This window comes from Streptomyces angustmyceticus, from assembly GCF_040701845.1.
Classification (GTDB): Bacteria; Actinomycetota; Actinomycetes; order Streptomycetales; family Streptomycetaceae; genus Streptomyces; species Streptomyces angustmyceticus_A.
Genome location: NZ_JBFBHQ010000021.1, coordinates 22251 through 40573, shown reverse-complemented (window position 1 = coordinate 40573; position 18323 = coordinate 22251). Strand labels below are relative to the sequence as shown.

The 18323-nt window shown below is 72.9% G+C and carries 17 protein-coding genes, 1 tRNA gene and 1 pseudogene; 11 read left to right on the top strand and 8 right to left on the bottom strand.

Annotated elements, in window-relative coordinates; translation table 11 throughout:
- Positions 1–218: 218 nt before the first annotated feature.
- From AB0411_RS29355 to AB0411_RS29330, 6 genes and pseudogenes are all read left to right on the top strand, one after another.
- Positions 219–1490, top strand: a complete 1272-nt coding sequence (locus AB0411_RS29355) for a glycosyltransferase (RefSeq protein ID WP_366420298.1) — start codon at positions 219–221, stop codon at positions 1488–1490.
- Between the two features lie 172 nt (positions 1491–1662).
- Positions 1663–2211, top strand: a complete 549-nt coding sequence (locus AB0411_RS29350; RefSeq protein ID WP_366420297.1) for a M23 family metallopeptidase — start codon at positions 1663–1665, stop codon at positions 2209–2211.
- A 51-nt stretch (positions 2212–2262) separates the two neighbouring features.
- Positions 2263–2727, top strand: a complete 465-nt coding sequence (locus tag AB0411_RS29345; RefSeq protein WP_366420296.1) for a helix-turn-helix domain-containing protein — start codon at positions 2263–2265, stop codon at positions 2725–2727.
- Positions 2724–3563 carry an alpha/beta fold hydrolase gene (locus AB0411_RS29340; RefSeq protein WP_366420295.1) on the top strand — a complete coding sequence of 280 codons (840 nt, stop codon included), beginning with the start codon at positions 2724–2726 and terminating at the stop codon, positions 3561–3563. Before AB0411_RS29345 ends, AB0411_RS29340 begins: the two co-directional genes overlap by 4 nt.
- A 238-nt stretch (positions 3564–3801) precedes the next feature.
- Positions 3802–4103, top strand: a pseudogene (locus AB0411_RS29335) (replication initiator); the annotation flags it as partial.
- Entirely contained in the window at positions 4100–4366 is a 267-nt protein-coding gene (locus AB0411_RS29330; protein ID WP_366420294.1) for a hypothetical protein, read from the top strand. The pseudogene AB0411_RS29335 and the gene AB0411_RS29330, both read left to right, overlap by 4 nt.
- Positions 4367–4439: 73 nt before the next feature.
- Here AB0411_RS29330 and AB0411_RS29325 read toward each other — a convergent pair.
- The 7 genes from AB0411_RS29325 to galU form a co-directional block, all read right to left on the bottom strand.
- Positions 4440–4512 (bottom strand) — tRNA-Ala (locus AB0411_RS29325).
- A 75-nt stretch (positions 4513–4587) separates the two neighbouring features.
- Complete coding sequence (gene sepX, locus AB0411_RS29320) at positions 4588–5637, bottom strand: divisome protein SepX/GlpR (RefSeq protein WP_366420293.1); 1050 nt, start codon at positions 5635–5637, stop codon at positions 4588–4590.
- Between the two features lie 151 nt (positions 5638–5788).
- Positions 5789–6403 (bottom strand): GNAT family N-acetyltransferase, encoded by a 615-nt coding sequence (locus tag AB0411_RS29315; RefSeq protein WP_366420292.1) that lies wholly within the window; start codon positions 6401–6403, stop codon positions 5789–5791.
- 14 nt (positions 6404–6417) lie between these two features.
- Positions 6418–6921 carry a MogA/MoaB family molybdenum cofactor biosynthesis protein gene (locus tag AB0411_RS29310; protein ID WP_366420291.1) on the bottom strand — a complete coding sequence of 168 codons (504 nt, stop codon included), beginning with the start codon at positions 6919–6921 and terminating at the stop codon, positions 6418–6420.
- The gene (moaC, locus tag AB0411_RS29305; protein WP_366420290.1) at positions 6918–7400 is read right to left on the bottom strand and encodes a cyclic pyranopterin monophosphate synthase MoaC; all 483 of its coding nucleotides are present in this window, start codon (positions 7398–7400) and stop codon (positions 6918–6920) included. The genes AB0411_RS29310 and moaC overlap by 4 nt, the downstream gene beginning before the upstream one ends.
- Before the next feature lie 60 nt (positions 7401–7460).
- A complete protein-coding gene (glp, locus tag AB0411_RS29300) occupies positions 7461–8777 on the bottom strand; it encodes a molybdotransferase-like divisome protein Glp (RefSeq protein ID WP_366420289.1) in 1317 nt (438 codons plus the stop codon).
- 4 nt (positions 8778–8781) lie between these two features.
- Positions 8782–9684: a UTP--glucose-1-phosphate uridylyltransferase GalU gene (gene galU, locus AB0411_RS29295; RefSeq protein WP_086720839.1), complete on the bottom strand. Its 903-nt coding sequence runs from the start codon at positions 9682–9684 to the stop codon at positions 8782–8784.
- Between the two features lie 111 nt (positions 9685–9795).
- Here galU and AB0411_RS29290 point away from each other — a divergent pair, with 111 nt between their 5' ends.
- Positions 9796–10404: a 5-formyltetrahydrofolate cyclo-ligase gene (locus tag AB0411_RS29290; protein WP_366420288.1), complete on the top strand. Its 609-nt coding sequence runs from the start codon at positions 9796–9798 to the stop codon at positions 10402–10404.
- Between the two features lie 116 nt (positions 10405–10520).
- On the opposite strand, the gene AB0411_RS29285 is transcribed toward AB0411_RS29290, so the two are convergent.
- Positions 10521–13235, bottom strand: a complete 2715-nt coding sequence (locus AB0411_RS29285) for a penicillin acylase family protein (protein ID WP_366420287.1) — start codon at positions 13233–13235, stop codon at positions 10521–10523.
- A 182-nt stretch (positions 13236–13417) separates the two neighbouring features.
- Here AB0411_RS29285 and AB0411_RS29280 point away from each other — a divergent pair, with 182 nt between their 5' ends.
- From AB0411_RS29280 to AB0411_RS29265, 4 genes are all read left to right on the top strand, one after another.
- Positions 13418–14938 (top strand): potassium/proton antiporter, encoded by a 1521-nt coding sequence (locus AB0411_RS29280; RefSeq protein ID WP_366420361.1) that lies wholly within the window; start codon positions 13418–13420, stop codon positions 14936–14938.
- Between the two features lie 349 nt (positions 14939–15287).
- A complete protein-coding gene (locus AB0411_RS29275) occupies positions 15288–16589 on the top strand; it encodes an MFS transporter (RefSeq protein ID WP_366420286.1) in 1302 nt (433 codons plus the stop codon).
- A gap of 112 nt (positions 16590–16701) precedes the next feature.
- Complete coding sequence (locus AB0411_RS29270) at positions 16702–17055, top strand: FmdB family zinc ribbon protein (protein WP_366420285.1); 354 nt, start codon at positions 16702–16704, stop codon at positions 17053–17055.
- A gap of 115 nt (positions 17056–17170) precedes the next feature.
- Complete coding sequence (locus AB0411_RS29265) at positions 17171–18004, top strand: S-methyl-5'-thioadenosine phosphorylase (protein ID WP_366420284.1); 834 nt, start codon at positions 17171–17173, stop codon at positions 18002–18004.
- Positions 18005–18323: the final 319 nt, after the last annotated feature.

The window sequence follows — 18323 nt, the reverse complement described above, 5'->3', positions numbered from 1 at the left end:
AACCCGCGGCCGTCCGGGGCCCGCAGGTGCCGTACGAGGTCCGTCCGGCGCCGCCCCGAGAGGCCCGTGCGGCGCCGCCCCGGGCTCGCACGACGCGGCCATCGGCCCCCACGACGCCGCCCGAGGCGCGCACGGCGCACCCCTGACCACCCTGAAGCCGGCGGCCCGTCCACCCCCACCCGCCCCTGCATCCCCCTGCCCGAAAGGCGGACCGACCCATGCACCAGAAGATCCTCATCACCGCCGCCGGATCGTACGGCGACGTCGCCCCGTACACCGGCGTGGGCGCCCGGCTCCGCGCGGCCGGCCACGAGGTCGTCCTCGCCACCCACGACACCTACGCCGGCCTGGTCCGCGCCGCCGGCCTGGAGTTCCGCCCCCTGCCGGCCGACCCCCGCGCACACCGCCCCGACCCCGCCGGACCGGCGCAGCCCGCGGGCCCCGGCGGCGGACGCGCCCTCATGCGCCGGGCCGCCGCCTTCATCGACGAACTCGGCAGCGGAATGGCCGACGCCGCCCACGACGACACCGGCCTCCTCCTGCTCTCCGCCACCACCGCGCCGCTCGGCCACCACCTCGCCGAGGCGCTGGACATCCCCTTCCTGGACCTGCCGCTGGTGCCCGGCGCCCCCACCGGCGACTTCGCCCCGGTCGTCAGCGGCGGCCGCTCGCTGGGCCGCTGGGGCAACCGTGCCGCCGGCCGCCTCTCGCTCCGCATCATCGACCGCCTCTACGCCGACGCGACGGCCGCCCTCCGGGCCCGCCTCGGCCTGCCGCCCGCCACCCCCCGCACCCTCCGGCGCCGCGCCGAAGCCGCCGGCCGGCCGGTCCTGCACGGCTTCAGCGAGGTCCTGGTGCCCCGCCCCGCGGACTGGCGTCCCGGCCTGGACGTGGTCGGCAACTGGTGGCCCTGGCATGCGCCGGACGCCCAACTCCCGCCCGCCGTCGAGGACTTCCTCGCCGCCGGCCCGCCCCCGGTCTTCATCGGGTTCGGCAGCATGGCGGCCGGCGACGGCGAGCGCCTCGGCGACCTCGCGGTACGCGCCCTGCGCCGGGCCGGGCTCCGCGGCATCCTCCAGTCCGGCTGGGCCGGGCTGACCGCCCGCCACGCAACGGACCACCCCGACGTCCTCACCCTCGGCGACGTCCCGCACGCCCTGCTCTTCCCCCGGACGGCCGCCGTGGTGCACCACTGCGGCGCCGGCACCGCCGCCGCGGGCCTGCGCGCGGGCGTCCCCACCGTCCCGGTCCCGGTCACCGCCGACCAGCCCTTCTGGGCCCACCGCCTGGCCGCCCTGGGCGCGGCCACCGCCCCGATCCCCTTCCCCGAGCTGTCCGCCGGCAACGCCGCCGACCGCCTGGCCCACGCCCTCACCCAGGCCACCGCCGGCCCCGAACGCCGCCGCCGCGCCACCGTGGCCGCCCACCGTCTCGCCGCCGAGGACGGCACCGGCGAGGTCCTCAAGGCCGTCGAACGCCTACGAGGCTGAGCCGCCCGGCCCTCCCTCGCGCCCCTGACCCGACCGACGCCCCGGACCACCCCCGTCCCCTCCGACACCCACCCCGACGAGACTCACCCGCCGGGCCGAACCTCCACCCGTTCGGCCGCCCGGTGGCCCGCCCCGGGATGCGACCACCCGTCACAAGGCGTGGCCTTCAACTATGACCACCTTCCGCCAACGCCCCCCGCTCCGCAGAATGCTGCTCCACGCCATAGCCACGGCGGCCATGGGCTCCGCCCTCCCCCTGACGGCGTCCCAGGAGGCCCACGCCACCCCCGTCGGCACCTGGGCCCACCCCACGCCCTCCCACTACCGCATCAGCTCCCCCTACGGCGCCCGCGGCGCCTGGCGCGCCGGCCACCACACCGGCATCGACCTCGCCGTCCGCACCGGCACCCGGGTCCGCTCCGTGGGCTCCGGCACCGTCGTCCTCGCCCGCAGGTCGGGCGCCTACGGCAAGGCCGTGACGATCCGGATGAAGGACGGCCGCTACGTCCTCTTCGGCCACCTCTCGCGCATCACCGTCCGCCCCGGCCAGAAGGTCCGCGCCCGCACCCGCCTCGGCTACAGCGGTGCCACCGGCCGCGTCACCGGCCCCCACCTCCATTTCGAGGTGCGCAAGAACCGCCGCTACGGCTCGGACATCAATCCCCTCACCTACCTCGCCAAACACGGCATCCGCCTCACCTCCCGCACCTTCACCCGCTGACCCCGCACCCCAGCCTTCCGCACCCTTCCCCAACATTCCTCAAACTTCCCTATGGAGATACCCATACGGGAAGATAGAGTAAATTCCATGGAAGACAGCCTCTACTCCGTGGAACAGGTCGCCGAACGGCTCGGTCTGCACGTCCGCACCATCCGCAACTACGTACGGGACGGCCGGCTCCCCGCGGTCCGCATCGGCAAGCAGTACCGGATCGCGCACGAGGACCTCGAAGCCTTCACCGGCCGTCCGGTGAACGCCCCCGGCGACCCGGCCGGCCGGCGGCGGCACACCGAGGTGTCGAGCATCGTGGAGATCGACGCGATCAGCGCCGCGACGGCCCACCGCGTGACCAGCCTCCTGATGGGCTCGGCCGCCCACCGCTGCCCGGGGGACGAGCCCCTGCGGATCGAGACGGCCTACGACACGGAACGGTCCCGGATGAAGGTCATCGTCCTGGGCGGGCTGGCCGACACGGCCCGGCTGTTCGACTACATGGAGGGGGTGCTCGCCTCATGAGCGCGCTCTACAAGTCCGAGGCCGGCGCGAACGAGCTGCGGCGCCGCTACCAGGAGCAGCTGCGCGGCTGGCCGGTCCCCGCCGAGCAGGTGCGGGTGCCGACCCGCGAGGGCGAGACCTTCGTCGTCGTCTCCGGCCCCCCGGACGCCCCGCCCGTCCTGCTGCTGCACGGCTCCGGAGCCAACGCGACGAACTGGCGGGACGACATCGCCACCTGGTCGCGGCACTTCCGCACCTACGCCCTCGACCTCATCGGCGAACCGGGCCTGAGCGCACCGTCCCGCCCGCCGCTGTCCTCCGACGCCCATGCCCGGTGGCTGGACGACGTCCTGGAGGGCCTCGGCATCGCCCGCACCTCGATCGTCGGGATGTCGCTCGGCGGCTGGCTGGCGCTGGACTACGCCACCCGCCACCCGGAGCGGGTGACCCGCCTGGCCCTGCTGTGCCCGGGCGGAGTCGGGAAGCAGAAGACGGGCTGGCTGTTCAAGGCCCTGCTGCTGCGCCCCTTCGGCCGCTGGGGCGCCCGCCGGACGGTCCGCGCCGTCACGGGCCTGCAGGCACCGGAGGCCCGGCCGGTCCTCGACCAGGTGGTGCTGACCTTCTCCCACTTCAACCCGCGCACCGAGCGGCTGCCCGTCTTCCCCGACAGCGCACTGCGCCGCCTGACCATGCCCGTCCTGGTGACGGCCGGCAGCCGCGACGTCATGTTCGACTCCGCCGAAACCGCCCGCCGCATACGCCACTGCCTCCCCCACGCCACCGTGCGCCTCCTCCCCGACGCCGGCCACGCCCTCCTCGACCAGACCGACTCCGTCCTGGCCTTCCTCCGCCCCTGACCCACCACCACCCCGGCCACGGCGAACCGGCTCCCTCACCAACAAACCGAACCAGCCGCCCCGACCCCCGAGTTCCCCCACCGGGCTGAAGGCGCCGACGTGAAGCCCGACCACTCCCCGTCGCCATGCCGCCCCGCCCGCCGCGGTCCGCCGGGCCGCGCCGCGCCCCGGGCGGGCGGCGGCCCCGGCCGGACGCAGCCCGCAGCCTGTTTCCTGCTCCCACACCCGGCGCCTCATCCGCCGCCGCCTCCACGCCTGTTGGGACCTCGACGAGCTCCACCCCGACCGGCGGCTCCGGCAGTGGGCGCACATGCTCGGCTTCCGCGCCACTTCTCCACCAAATCCCGCCGCCACTCCACCACCCTCGGCGCCCTGCGCCAGGTCCGCGCCGACTACCGCGCCGCCCCACAACGCACCGCCCTCTGCCTCCCCGGCCCCGACGACAACCCGGAGGCCACCACCCTCGTAGTCGCCCACTGGACCTACACCCGCCACGGCCGGCTTCGACCGCGACGCTCCCTCTGCCGGACATCAGCGTGACGGCTCTTCAGCTCCGCCAACAGGCCCGGGAAGCGGCCGAGCAGGCGACCGGCGACCTGTGGCCGGACTCCGGCTTCGTGTTCCGCACCTGCGGATCACTCCTCGCCGCGCTCGACGGGCATCCCCGGATCGCGATGCAGATCCTGCGGCACAGCAAGATCGCCGTGACCATGGAGATCTGCACGCACGTGCCCTCGGAGTCGACGCGCAAGGCTCTGCGGAAACTCGGCAAGCATCTCGGCAACCAGGCCGAACCCACATAGTTGCTGTACTTCGCTGCTGTACGGCGCGAAAAAGCCCCCACCGGATATCCCCGGCGGGGGCTTTGACGTGCTGTGGACCTGAGGGGATTCGAACCCCTGACCCCCTCGTTGCGAACGAGGTGCGCTACCAGCTGCGCCACAGGCCCTTGCGACGAGTGAAACTCTAGCATCTCGGTCGCGGTGCTCGGAAATCGCTTCCGGTGCTGGTCAGCGGAGGGCCGTCACTCGTTCGCCGCGCGCGGGCGGTCCTCGTCCTCGTACTGGTCGAAGAGGGGGGTGCGGCCGCGGGTGCGGCGGCCGGGGTGGGTGGGGCGGTCCTGGGCCGAGGTGTCGGGCTGGGGGCGGTCCGCGGCGGCGCTGGAGCGGGCGGAGCTCCAGGCGTCCTCGGCGTCCAGGTCGACGTGGCTGGTGGCGCGGGGGGCGACCGGCGCGGTGACGTAGGTCGGGAGGGGCACGGGGACCGGGTCCCAGCTGCCGGCGGCGGGGCGCGGGCGTTCGCGTTCGCGCTGCTGGTCCACCCACTCGGCGTGGTCGGTCTCCTCGACCAGGGCGCGGCGGCCCGCGGTGTGGGCGGGGGACGCGGGGCGGGGCGGTTCCGGGGCGGGGTCGGCCGGGGTGTCGGCGCGGACGTCGGCCGGGTGGTCGTCGGCGGGCGGCTGGTCGGCCGCCTGCTGGGGGCGGGGCCGCCTGCCTTCGCGCAGCCGCTGGGCCGCCGCCTCCGCCTTGCGCCGGTCCATGGTGAACGTGAAGCGCCGCCGCTCCTGGGCGCGCAGATAGATGATGTACGCGGTCAGCAGGAGGGCGGGCAGGGCCGGGGCCCAGAGGAAGGGGAGGCCGCCGACCGCGGCGACGATGGCGCCGGCGGTGAAGGCGAGGAAGAGGATGGTGGTGGTGCGCCGGCGGCGGGCGAGGACCTTGGCGCGCTTGGTCCGCTCGGCGGCGGAGGGGCGCGGCGGGGCGGCCTGCACCCGGGTGTGCACAGCATCGGCCGGGTCCGCCGGTGCGGGGTCGCCGAAGGCCCGGGCCGCGGCCTCGCCGGCCGGGGCGCCCGGGTCCACGTCGTCGCCCGCATCGTCGGCGGGGTGTCCCCCGTTCGCCTTGTCGTAACGGCGCTGCATCGCCGCCCGTCCGGACAGCAGCCGGATGGCGGTGCTGAAGCGCTCGGTCGGACGGGCCTCGTTGAGCTCGTCCTGCCTACGGAGCCACATCGGCACCAAGTAGGCGGCCCAGGCCCCGACGATGACTGCGTAGATGAGGCCGCTGCTTCTCACAACTCACACGGTAGAGGGGTTTGCAGGGGGCCATCCGCCAATTGGGCCGGTGTGTCGCACGATCTGGCTGATATCTCGAACTTTTTTGTGATGGTAGAGATCAGCACCTCCACCGATCCGGTCAATCAGGGAATGCATTCGAACATTTATTTTATTTGTGGGGTGTGCCGGGAGTACTGGGCTTCTCCCGGCGCCAGCGGTTGAGCAGGCCCTCGGGCACTTCCTCCGCGGTGAGGGCGAAAACCAGGTGGTCGCGCCAGGCGCCGTCGATGTGGAGGTAGCGCGGGCGGATGCCCTCTTCGCGAAAGCCGAGCTTTTCGACCACCCGGCGGCTGGGGACGTTCTCCGGGCGAATGCAGATCTCGATGCGATGCAGTCCCACGGACCGGAAACAGTGGTCGACGGCGAGCGCCACCGCGGTCGGGATGACGCCGCGGCCGGCGACGTCCCGGTCGACCCAGTAGCCGATATGGCCCGAGCACATCGAGCCCCAGGTGATGCCCGCGACCGTCAGCTGGCCGACGAGCTGCCCGCGGTATTCGACGACGAACGGCAGCATCCGGCCGGCGTGCGCCTCCGCGCGGAGGTGGCGGACCATCTGACGGTACGTGGGACGGTGCGGCGGGACGAGGCCGGGCGGGGGCGGCGGGACGGTCGCCTCCCAGGGGCGCAACCAGTCGCGGTTGCGGCGGTTGACCTCGCGCCAGGCCCGTTGGTCGCGCAGCTTTATCGGGCGGAGGGTCACCACTCCGTCCGTGAGGACCACCGGCCAGGGCGCGTTCAGCTCGGGCTCCCGGCACGTCTGGGGTGGTCGCCGCCGCGGATCTGGTCGACGGCGTGCGGGAGGAGTTCCGCGAGGACGGCGAGGCCGTCGCGGACGCCGCCGGTCGAACCGGGGAGGTTGACGATCAGGGTCCGGCCGGCGACGCCCGCCAGGCCCCGGGAGAGCGCGGCGGTGGGGACCTGCGGGCGGCCGGCGGCGCGGATCGCCTCGGGGATGCCGGGGACCTCGTAGTCCAGGACCCGGCGGGTGGCCTCGGGGGTGCGGTCGGTGGGCGAGAGGCCCGTGCCGCCGGTGGTGAGGACGACGGCGTAGCGGGCGGAGGCGACGGCGCCGCGCAGGGCGGCCTCCACCGGGTCGCCGTCGGGCACCACCTGCGGGCCGTCGACCTCGAAGCCCATGGCGGCCAGGCCCTCGGCGAGCAGCGGGCCGCCCTTGTCGGGGTAGACGCCGGCCGCGGCGCGGTTGGAGGCGGTGACGACCAGGGCGCGGGCGGCCGTCACGACCGGCTCCAGTCGCCGGACTTGCCGCCGGTCTTCTCCTCCACGCGGATGTCGGAGATCACCGCGGCCTTGTCGACGGCCTTGACCATGTCGACCACGGTGAGCGCGGCGACGGAGACGGCGGTCAGGGCCTCCATCTCGACGCCGGTGCGGTCGGTGGTCTTGACGGTGGCCGTGATCTCGACGGCGTCGTCGGTGACGGAGAGGTCGACGGTGACGCCGGAGACGGCCAGCGGATGGCAGAGCGGGATCAGCTCGGGGGTGCGCTTGGCGCCCATGATGCCGGCGATCCGGGCGGTGGCCAGGGCGTCGCCCTTGGGCATGCCCTCGCCCCGCAGCAGCTCGATGACCTGCGAGGAGACCAGGACGCGGCCGCGGGCGGCGGCGGTGCGGGCGGTGACGTCCTTCGCGGAGACGTCGACCATCCGCGCCGCGCCCGACGCGTCGAGATGGGTGAGGTGTTGCTGGCCGCTGCTCATCGTTCTCCCGGTACCAAACTGCCGCCTGTGGGACGACACCGTACCCCCGGCGGCAGCGGGCTACCCGAGCAGGACGAGGTCCACTTCCGCGCCCGCGGCGACCTCGGTGGTCTCCTCGGGGACGACGATCAGCGCGTTGGCGTGCGCCATGGCCTTGATCAGGTGGGAGCCGGCGCCGCCGACGGGGGTGACCGTGCCGGCGTCGGCGTCGTAGGAGCCGCGCAGGAACTGGCGCTTGCCCTGCGGCGAGGAGGCGATGGCCTCGGTGCACCGGGCGGGGGTGGTGGGGCGGTGGATGTCGGGCAGCCCCATCAGGGCCCGGATGGCCGGGCGGACGAAGAGTTCGAAGGACACGTACGAGCTGACGGGGTTGCCGGGCAGCGCGAGGAGCGGGGTGCGGTCGGGGCCGATGAGGCCGAAGCCCTGGGGCTTGCCGGGCTGCATGGCCAGCGTGCGGAACTCGACGGCGCCCTCGTCGGCCGACAGGGCGGTCAGGGTCTCCTTGACCACGTCGTACGCGCCGACGCTGACGCCGCCGCTGGTGACGAGGATGTCGGCCCGGATGAGCTGGTCCTCCAGGGTGGAGCGGAGGGTCTCGGCGTCGTCGGCGACGGCGCCGACGCGGTAGGGGATGGCGCCGGCGGCGCGGGCGGCCGCGGTGAGCTGGAAGCTGTTGGAGTCGTGGATCTGTCCGGGGCCCAACGCCTCGCCGGGCTGGACGAGTTCGCTGCCGGTGGACATCACCACGACGCGGGGGCGGGGGCGGACCGTGACCGTGCCGCGGCCGATCGCGGCGAGCAGGCCGACCTGGGAGGGGCCGAGGACCGTGCCCGCGCGCAGGGCCGGCTCGCCTTCGGTGACGTCGCTGCCGCGGGCGCGGATGTGGGCGCCGGCGGCGGCCGGGCGGTGGACGCGGACCTCGCCCGCGGCGTCCTGGGGGGCGGCGCTGTGGGCGCGCATCGTCGCGGCCGGTCCCCCGCCCGAGCCGCCGTCGGTCCACTCGACGGGGACGACGGCCTCGGCGCCGGGCGGCAGCGGGGCGCCGGTCATGATGCGGGCGGCCTGGCCGGGGCCGATCTCCGGCAGCTCGCCGCTGCCGGCCGCGACGTCGCCGATGACGGTGAGGACGGCCGGGGCGCTCTCCGTGGCGTCCGCGACATCGGCGGCGCGGACCGCGTAGCCGTCCATGGAGCTGTTGTCGAAGGGCGGCAGGGAGACGGGGACCGTGATGTCCTCGACCAGGACGCAGCCCTGCGCTTCGAGGATCTGCAGCTCGATCGGGTCCAGCGGGGCGATCTTCGCCAGGATGTCGTCGAGATGCTCGGCCACCGACCAGACGCGGTCCTGGTGGCGGGTCCGGCCGGTGGCGTGGTTCAACGTCCTACATCTCCTCGGTGACGTAACTGCGCAGCCAGGTCCGGAAGTCCGGGCCCAGATCCTCACGTTCGCATGCCAGTCTGACAATGGCACGCAGATAGTCGCCGCGGTCGCCGGTGTCGTAGCGGCGGCCCTTGAAGACCACGCCGTGGACGGGACCGCCGAGGGCGGGGTCGGCGGCCAGCGCCTGGAGGGCGTCGGTCAGCTGGATCTCGCCGCCGCGCCCCGGGGCGGTCTTGCGCAGCACCTCGAAGACGGCCGGGTCGAGGACGTAGCGGCCGATGATGGCGAGGTTGCTGGGGGCCTCGGCCGGGTCGGGCTTCTCGACCAGGTCGGAGACGACCACGACGTCGTCGTCCCCGGTGGGGGCGGCGGCCGCGCAGCCGTAGAGGTGGATCTGCGCGGGGTCGACCTCCATGAGGGCGATGACGGAGCCGCCGTGCTGCTCCTGTATCTCGACCATGCGCGCCAGCAGCGGGTCGCGGGGGTCGATCAGGTCGTCGCCGAGGAGGACCGCGAAGGGCTGGTCGCCCACGTGCGGTGCGGCGCACAGCACCGCGTGGCCCAGGCCCCTGGGGTCGCCCTGGCGTACGTAGTGCATGGTCGCCAGGTCGCTGGACTCCTGCACCTTGGCGAGCCGGGACTCGTCGCCCTTGCGGTGCAGGGCCTCTTCGAGCTCGTAGTTGCGGTCGAAGTGGTCCTCCAGCGGGCGCTTGTTGCGTCCGGTCACCATCAGCACGTCGGAGAGTCCGGCGGCGGCCGCCTCCTCCACCACGTACTGGATGGCGGGCTTGTCGACGACCGGGAGCATCTCCTTGGGAGTGGCCTTGGTGGCGGGGAGGAACCTGGTGCCGAGGCCGGCCGCGGGGATGACAGCCTTGCTGATCCGTGTGTGCGATGGGGTCATGCGCGACACCATAACCGGCCCTATCGGAACCATGATGAGAGTCCGGTGAATACGGCATGAGAGCGGGAGCAAGGGCACACAGTGAGCACCGATGACGGTAGAAAACGCAGGTTGCGGCGGGATCTCCTGGAGGTGAGGAGAGCGTTGCCGCCGGATGTCGTCGCCGCGACGGGCGAGGCGCTGGCCCGACGGACGCTGGAGCTGGACGAGTTGGCCGGGCCCGTCCCGCCCCGCGCCGGCGGCCCGCCGACCGTCGCCGCTTATGTGTCGATAGGCGGCGAACCGTCCACCCGTGCCCTGCTGGACCGGCTGCGGGCCGCCGGGGTGCGGGTGCTGCTGCCCGTCCTGCTGGCGGACAACGATCTGGACTGGGCGCCCTACGAGGGCGCCGAGCGGCTCGTACGGGCCGGCCGGGGGCTGCTGGAGCCGGACGGGCCGCGGCTGGGCCCCGGGGCCGTCACGGAGGCGGACGTGGTGCTGCTGCCGGGGCTCGCGGTGGACCGCGGCGGGCTGCGGCTGGGGCGCGGCGGCGGCTCCTACGACCGGGTGCTGGCCCGGCTGGAGCGGGCCGGGGCGCGGGCGTCGCTGGTGGTGCTGCTCTACGACGCGGAGGTGCTGGCCGAGGTGCCGGCCGAGCCGCACGACCGGCGGGTGCATGCCGCGGTGACCCCGTCGGCGGTGCACCGGTTCACGGCGCCCGGGGGGCGGTCGGAGGGCTGAGGCCGGGCGGGCCGGGGCGGAGCACGGGACACGAACGCCGTCGGGCGGGCCGGAAAGCATCCGGCCCGCCCGACGGCGTCAGCGGTCACCCGGGGCGGCGGGAGCGCCGCCCGCCCCTACGGCGACAGGGTCAGCGTGTCCTTGCCCGCCTTCTTGACGGCGTCCTCGCTGTACGCCCAGGGGAGCAGGTCGCCCTTGGCCCACTTGTCGGTCTGGTCGTAGTAGTGGGCGTCGTAGGCGTGCCCGGAGGCGCCGGTGAGGTTGATCCAGCGGGACTTGTCGAGGTCGGCGAGGTTGACCACCATCCGCATCGACGGGACCCAGGTGACCTTGTAGCCGCCGGCGGCGTTCCAGCCGGTGGCGTCGACCGCGGCCTCGCCGCCGCCGACGTTCCAGGGGCCGCGGTTGAACAGGCCCTGCAGGAAGCCCGGGCCGTCCGTGCCCAGCGTCTGGTTCTTCAGGAACATCTGGTGCAGGCGGCCCCAGCTCCAGTTGTCGATGTTCTTGCCCAGCTTGGAGGTGAGCTCGTAGCGCGCGTCCTTCATGGCGTGCGCGAGGAGCTGGTCGCGGTTCTTGTCACCGGGGCGGCCGGGCCGGTCCTCGGTCTTCCACCAGGCGTTGTTCGGGTCGTCGAGGATGCCCCGGACGACCTCGTACCAGCGGTCGCCGCCGTCGGGCTGGGCGGTGTCGCCGTCCCGCTCGCCGCATTCGCGGATGTACTTGTCGTTCTCGTCGGCGGGGCCGGTCTCGTCCGCGGGGCGGACGGTCAGGCACTGGCCGTCGGGGCGCAGCTCCTTGGGCATCTTGTTGCCGAAGGCGAGCTTGAGGGTGTTGCGCCAGACGGCGTTGAAGTAGGCGGCCGCGGCGGAGTCGGGTTCCTGGGTGAAGTCCCAGCCGTCCAGCAGCTGCTGGGCGTCGCGGACGTACTTGTCCTTGATGTCGAGCTTCGTGAGGTACGGCGTCAGCAGCCGGGCGATCTCGCTGCTGTTGTCCTTCTGGAAGGCCTGCATGTCGTCGGTGGAGACCTTGCCGCCGTCCTTGATCTTCGACTCGATCAGGTCGTTGATCCGCTGACTGCGGGAGCCGTAGCCCCAGTCCTTGGTGAGGAGGTAGGGGTACTTCTCGTCGGTGACCGCCTGGTTGGCGGTGACGATGTAGCCGCGCTGCGGGTTGTACTCGTACGGCAGGGCCTTCTGCGGGATGTAGCCGGTCCACCGGTACCTCGGGTCCCAGCCGGGCGCCGGGAAGGTGCCGTCGAAGTGGCCGTCGCCCTTGCCGCGGACCGGGATCCGGCCCGGGGCCTGGTAGCCGATGTTGCCCTTGGTGTCGGCGTAGATCAGGTTCTGGGACGGGACCTCGAAGTGCTCGGCGGCCTTGCGGAAGCCGTTCCAGTCCTTGGCGCGGTTCATCTCGAAGACGGCGTCCATGGACTTGCCGGGGTTCAGCGCGGTCCAGCGCAGCGAGACGGCGTAGCCGTCGCCGCGGTCGGGTGCGGCGTTGCCGACGGGGGCGTCCTTGCCGACGTCGGCCAGCTCGCCGTCGCGGTCGGAGACGATCGGCCCGTTGTTGGTGGAGCGGACGGTGATCTGGCGGCTCTCGCCGTCGGCGACCTTGATGGTCTCCTTGCGGGTTATGAAGGGCTGCTGCTTGTTGTCGTAGAGGTAGCCCTCGGCGTTGACCTTCTCCAGGTAGAGGTCGGTGACGTCGGCGCCCAGGTTGGTCATGCCCCAGGAGACGTCCTGGTTGTGGCCGATGACGACGCCGGGCATACCGGAGAAGGTGAAGCCGGAGACGTCGTAGTTGCACTTGGGGCCGGTGGTACGGCAGTGCAGGCCCATCTGATACCAGAGCGAGGGCATCTGCGGGGCCAGGTGCGGGTCGTTGGCGAGCAGCGGCTTGCCCGTGGTGGTGTGGGCACCGGAGACGACCCAGGAGTTGGAGCCGATGCCGTTGCCGTTGGGCCCGAGCAGCGCCGGGACCTTGTCGAGGGTCTCCGACAGCGCGGACAGGCCCGACTGCAGGCCCGCGGTGGCACCGGCGGGGGTGGAGTTCGCCGAGCCCTTGGGCGAGAACTTCTTGGTGGCGGGGTCGACCGCGCCGTCCTGGACGATCGGCTTGTTCCGCTTGTACGGGTACGCCGGGTAGAGCTGGGCGATCTGCTCCGGGGTGAAGCGGCTGGTCATCAGGGAGCGGTCGATCTCCTCCTGCATGTTGCCGCGGAGGTCCCAGGCCATCGCCTTGAGCCAGGCCACCGAGTCGACCGGCGTCCACTTCTCGGGCTTGTAGTCGTTCTGGAAGTCCAGCGCCGCGTACTCCAGGGAGACCGCGGAGCCCTCGTGGTCCTTGAGGTAGGCGTTGACGCCCGCGGAGTAGGACTGGAGGTACTTCTTGGTGCTGGGCGACAGCTTGGTGTCGTACTCCTTCTGCGCCACCTCGTGCCAGCCGAGGGTGCGCAGGAACGAGTCGGTCTTGACCTGGCTCTTGCCGAACATCTCGGAGAGCCGGCCGGCGGTCATGTGACGCCGGACGTCCATCTCCCAGAAGCGGTCCTGGGCCTGGACGTAGCCCTGGGCGCGGAAGAGGTCTTCGTCGGTGTCGGCGTAGATCTGCGGAATGCCGTTGCCGTCGCGCACGACGTCCACCGGGTTGGTCAGGCCCGGGAGTTTGAGCGAGCCGGTGGTCTGCGGCAGCGAGGCACGGACGGTACTGACACCCCAGAACGCGCCGAAGCCGATGCCCGCCACGAGCAGCAGCACGACCGTGATCGCGACGAGGCGGCCGCGCCGCCCCTTCTTCTTCCTGGGGACTGGGCCGGACTTGTTGGCGGGCATCTCGGTCCTTCGAGGGGCAGGGTGGGAGTGCTGGAGCAACCATAGGCGCACGGGTTCGGCTACCCCTACGCGGAGTCACCGCCAGCACCTCCAACCTTCAAGCAATGGTAAATTGTTAGTCTCAGTAACTAGATACGGTAAGGAAAGACCCCTCCGGAACCCGTGCGAGGAAGGACCAGCTCCTGAACGTCGACCACCTCAACGAACTCCTGCTGATCTGCTCGCTCGTACTGCTCATCGCCGTCGCCGCAGTACGGCTGTCCTCGCGCAGCGGGCTCCCCAGCCTGCTCATCTACCTGGGGATAGGCGTCGCCATAGGCCAGGACGGCCTGGGCGGCGTCGTCTTCGACAACGCCGAGCTGACCCAACTCCTCGGCTACACCGCACTGGTCGTGATCCTCGCCGAGGGCGGACTGGGCACCAAGTGGAAAGAGATCAAGCCGGCACTGCCCCGGGCGGTGTCGCTCTCGACGGTCGGCGTCGCGGTGAGCGTGGGGGTCACCGCGGCCGGAGCGCACTATCTCGGCGGGCTCGACTGGCGCCAGGCGCTGCTGATCGGTGCCGTGGTCTCCTCCACGGACGCCGCGGCCGTCTTCTCCGTGCTGCGCAGCGTGCCGCTGCCGGCCCGCCTGACCGGTGTGCTCGAAGCCGAATCCGGCTTCAACGACGCCCCCGTGGTCATCCTCGTCGTCGCCTTCTCCACCGCGGGGCCGGTCGAACACTGGTACGTCCTGCTCGGTGAGATCGCCCTGGAGCTGGCGATCGGCGCCGCCGTCGGGCTGGCCTTCGGCTGGCTCGGCGCCTACGGCCTGCGGCATGTGGCGCTGCCCGCGTCCGGCCTGTACCCGATCGCCGTCATGGCCATCGCGGTCTCCGCCTACGCGGCCGGCGCGCTGGCGCACGGCTCCGGCTTCCTCGCCGTCTACCTGGCCGCGATGATCCTCGGCAACGCCAAGCTGCCGCACTCGCCGGCCACCCGCGGCTTCGCCGAAGGCCTCGGCTGGATCGGCCAGATCGGCATGTTCGTGCTGCTCGGCCTGCTGGTCACCCCGCACAACCTGCTGGACGACTTCGTGCCCGCGCTGCTGATCGGCATGATCCTCACGCTGGTGGCCCGGCCGGTGTCCGTCTTCGCGGCGCTGCTGCCGTTCCGGGTGCCCTGGCGGGAGAAGACCCTGCTGTCGTGGGCCGGACTGCGCGGCGCGGTGCCGATCGTGCTGGCCACCATCCCGATGGTGGGCGACGTCCCCGGCAGCGAGCGGGTCTTCAACATCGTCTTCGTCCTGGTCGTGGTCTACACCCTCCTCCAGGGGCCGACCCTGCCCTGGCTCGCCAGGCGGCTGCGGCTGGGCGACGGCGAGGAGGCCGCGGACCTGGGCATCGAGTCGGCGCCGCTGGAGCGGCTGCGCGGCCATCTGCTGTCCACGTCCATCGGCCCGGCGTCCCGTATGCACGGCGTCGAGGTCGGCGAGCTGCGGATGCCCGCCGGCGCCGCGGTCACCCTCATCGTCCGGGACGGCTCCAGCTTCGTGCCGTCGCCGGCGACGGTGCTGCGGCGCGGCGACGAGCTGCTGGTGGTCGCCACCGACCCGGTACGCGACGCGGCCGAGCGGCGGCTGCAGGCGGTCTCGCAGGGCGGCAAGCTGGCCGGCTGGCTGGGGACCGGCGGGCCCGCGGGGCGGGGCGGACACCGGCACCGCTGAGGCCCCCACGGCCCCCGGCGAGGGCGCCACGGTGCGCCCCGCCCTCCGAAGAGCGGGAAATGTGGTGCACATCTCCACGGATCCCAAGGAAATTCACGTGAAGCCCTGGCCAATCCCAGGGCTTCACGCGCTGCGGCCTGTAGGATGAAAAGGCACATCGACGAACCAACTCTGCCTGATGCAGAGCTGGCGCGACCGCTCGGCGGCCGCGGTCCCCCTGCCCCACGCAGCCACCCTTCCGGTGCGGACCACGCGGTATCACTCGGTCCTGCGCGAGAGGACAGCTCTCGGCGCGCACCTGTGACGACCTCGCGGGCGGCGCGCTACCAGGCGGCAGAAAGGCCCGGCCGTGGCATCCGCGGTCAAGGACTCCCGTTCCGGATACGGACCACTGCTCCGCACCCCTGGTGCATGGACATTCCTGCTGCCCGGCTTCCTGGCCCGGCAGCCCTTCGCCATGCTGACGATCGGCATCGTGCTGCTCGTCGAATCCACCACCGGCTCGTACGGCACCGCGGGCGCGGTATCCGCCACGACCGGTGTCGCGATGGCCCTGTTCGCCCCGCAGAGCGGCAAGCTCGCCGACCGCTTCGGGCAGCGCGCGGTACTGGTCCCCGGCGTCCTGGTGCACGTCGCCGGCGTCGCCGCACTGATCACCCTCGCCCTCGTCCACGCCCCCCTGTGGGCGCTGTTCGCGGTGGCCGTCCCCACGGGCGCCTCGACACCGCAGGTCGGCCCGATGGTGCGGGCCCGCTGGGCCGCCCGGCTCGGCGGCAGCCCGCTGATGCCGACGGCCGCCGCCTTCGAGTCGGTGACCGACGAGTTCACCTTCGTCGTCGGCCCCGTGCTGGCGACCGCGCTGTGCACCGGCATCCACCCGGCGGCCGGCCTGGTCGCCGAGGCCGCGCTGACCCTGGCCGGCGGGCTGCTGTTCGCCTCCCAGCGGCGCAGCCAGCCGGCGGTGCACCGGGCGCGGGCCGGCGAGCGGGCGCGCGTCTCGGCGCTGTCCGTCCCGGGTGTGCGCGTGCTGATCGTGGCCTTCCTGGGCATCGGCTCGGTCTTCGGCGGGATGCAGGTCTCGCTGACCGCGTTCACCCAGCACATCGGGCAGCCCGGCATCAACGGCGTGCTCTACGGGATCTTCGCGGGCGGCAACATGCTCGCCGGCATCGCCTGCGGCGTCGTCTCCTGGAAGGTCGGCCCGCGGCGCCGGCTACTGGTCGCCTACGGGCTGCTGGCGCTGGCCACCACCCCGTTGTGGGCGGTGACCGCGGTACCGCTGCTCGGCGCGGTCGGCCTGGTCGTCGGCCTGTGCATCGCCCCGGCCCTGATCACCGGCTACACGCTGGTCGAGTCGCTGGTGCCGGCCGCCGCCCGCACCGAGGCGTTCACCTGGCTGACCGGCGCGGTCGCGCTGGGCCAGGCGGCCGCGGCCACCTCGGCCGGTCAGCTCGCGGACGGCTTCGGGCCGAGCACCGGCTTCCTGGTGCCGCTGGCCGGTACGGCGCTGGCCCTGACGGTGCTGCTGGCGCTCCGTGCCCACCTGCTGCCGCGCGCGTCGACCGGGTTCGCCGACGGACCCGTCTACGGCGCGGACGACCGGGTCCCGGCGGCCCGCGAGGACCGGGAACGGGAGCTGGCACGCGCCTGAACGGACGTGGAGTCGGTCACCGTAGGGCGATCACGGTGGACTGGCGGGCGGGAATACTGCAATATGGAGCGTCGTTAGCACTCATCGAGTGAGAGTGCCAGGAGGAAGACAAGTGCCGACCTACCAGTACCAGTGCACCGAGTGCGGCGAGGGCCTCGAGGCGGTGCAGAAGTTCACCGACGACGCTCTCACGGAGTGCCCCGCCTGCAACGGACGCCTCAAGAAGGTCTTCTCCGCGGTCGGCATCGTCTTCAAGGGCTCCGGCTTCTACCGCAACGACAGCCGCGGCTCGTCGTCCAGCAGCAGCCCCGCGAAGAACTCCTCCGCGTCGAGCACGTCCTCGTCGGACTCCTCGGGCTCCTCCGGCTCGTCGAGCTCCTCGTCCGGCAGCTCGGACAGCAAGTCCTCCGCGCCGGCCACCGCCTCGTCGTCCGGCAGCGGCTCGGGCACCAGCTCCGCCGCCTGACCCACAGCTCTCCGGGCCCCGCCGTCACCGACGGCGGGGCCCGCTGTCTTACGGGTTCCTTTCGCCTCCGCCACCCGCCCCCGCCGGGCCCACGTCCCCCGATAGTGTGACCGGCATGGCTGACGCGGAGATTGGTGTAATCGGCGGCTCGGGGTTCTACTCCTTCCTCGACGACGTGACCGAGATCACGGTGGATACCCCCTACGGGCGCCCCAGCGACTCGGTGTTCCTGGGAGAGATCGCCGGCCGCCGGGTCGCGTTCCTGCCCCGGCACGGCCGCGGCCACCACCTCCCGCCGCACCGCATCAACTACCGCGCCAACCTCTGGGCACTGCGCTCGCTCGGCGTGCGCCAGGTCCTCGCCCCGTGCGCGGTCGGCGGCCTGCGCCCCGAGTACGGCCCCGGCACCCTGCTGGTCCCCGACCAGCTCGTCGACCGCACCAAGGCCCGCCCCCAGACCTACTTCGACGGCGAACCGCTCCCCGACGGCACGACCCCCAACGTCGTCCACCTGACCTTCGCCGACCCGTACTGCCCCACCGGCCGGCAGACCGCCCTCAAGGCCGCCCGCGGCCGGGACTGGGAGCCGGTCGACGGCGGCACCCTGGTCGTGATCGAGGGCCCCCGCTTCTCGACCCGCGCCGAATCGCGCTGGCACGCCGCGCAGGGCTGGTCGGTGGTCGGCATGACCGGCCACCCCGAAGCCGTCCTGGCCCGCGAACTGAGCCTGTGCTACACGTCATTGGCGCTGGTCACCGACCTGGACGCGGGCACCGATACCGGCGACGGCGTCTCCCACGAGGAAGTCTTCCGGGTGTTCGCCGAGAACGTGGGCCGGCTGCGCGCGGTCCTCTTCGACGCGGTCGCCGCCCTCCCCGACACCACCGGACGCGCCTGCCTGTGCACCGACGTCCACACCGGCTGGGACCTGGGCATCGACCTGCCGTAACGCCCCGGCGGACCCTCCCGGCCTCCCCCTTGCGGGTGGCCGGGTTGTCCACAACCGCCCGGCCGTCCACAGGCCGCGGCGGGCGGGGGCGGATTCGGGGACGGTGGTGAGGCCGGTTCTTCCGATCCCTCGCCTCAGGTGGTGTGTGGCATGACCCGTGGTTGTCCGGGTGCCTGTTCGTCTCCGTCTCTCGCGTCGCCGTCTCTCGCGTCGGCGTCTCTCGCGTCGCCGTCTCTCGCGTCGGCGTCTCTCGCGTCGGCGGCTTCCGTCTCGCCCTCTTCGCCGTCCGTCTCCTCTCCGTCCGCCTGCTCTCGGTCCG

What these genes read in the sequence shown, in the direction of transcription:
- AB0411_RS29355 (WP_366420298.1), top strand. Translation starts at nt 219, where the DNA reads ATGCACCAGAAGATCCTCATCACCGCCGCCGGATCGTACGGCGACGTC.
- AB0411_RS29350 (WP_366420297.1), top strand. Translation starts at nt 1,663, where the DNA reads ATGACCACCTTCCGCCAACGCCCCCCGCTCCGCAGAATGCTGCTCCAC.
- AB0411_RS29345 (WP_366420296.1), top strand. Translation starts at nt 2,263, where the DNA reads ATGGAGATACCCATACGGGAAGATAGAGTAAATTCCATGGAAGACAGC.
- AB0411_RS29340 (WP_366420295.1), top strand. Translation starts at nt 2,724, where the DNA reads ATGAGCGCGCTCTACAAGTCCGAGGCCGGCGCGAACGAGCTGCGGCGC.
- moaC (WP_366420290.1), bottom strand. Translation starts at nt 7,400, where the DNA reads ATGAGCAGCGGCCAGCAACACCTCACCCATCTCGACGCGTCGGGCGCG.
- galU (WP_086720839.1), bottom strand. Translation starts at nt 9,684, where the DNA reads ATGACCCCATCGCACACACGGATCAGCAAGGCTGTCATCCCCGCGGCC.
- AB0411_RS29285 (WP_366420287.1), bottom strand. Translation starts at nt 13,235, where the DNA reads ATGCCCGCCAACAAGTCCGGCCCAGTCCCCAGGAAGAAGAAGGGGCGG.
- AB0411_RS29265 (WP_366420284.1), top strand. Translation starts at nt 17,171, where the DNA reads ATGGCTGACGCGGAGATTGGTGTAATCGGCGGCTCGGGGTTCTACTCC.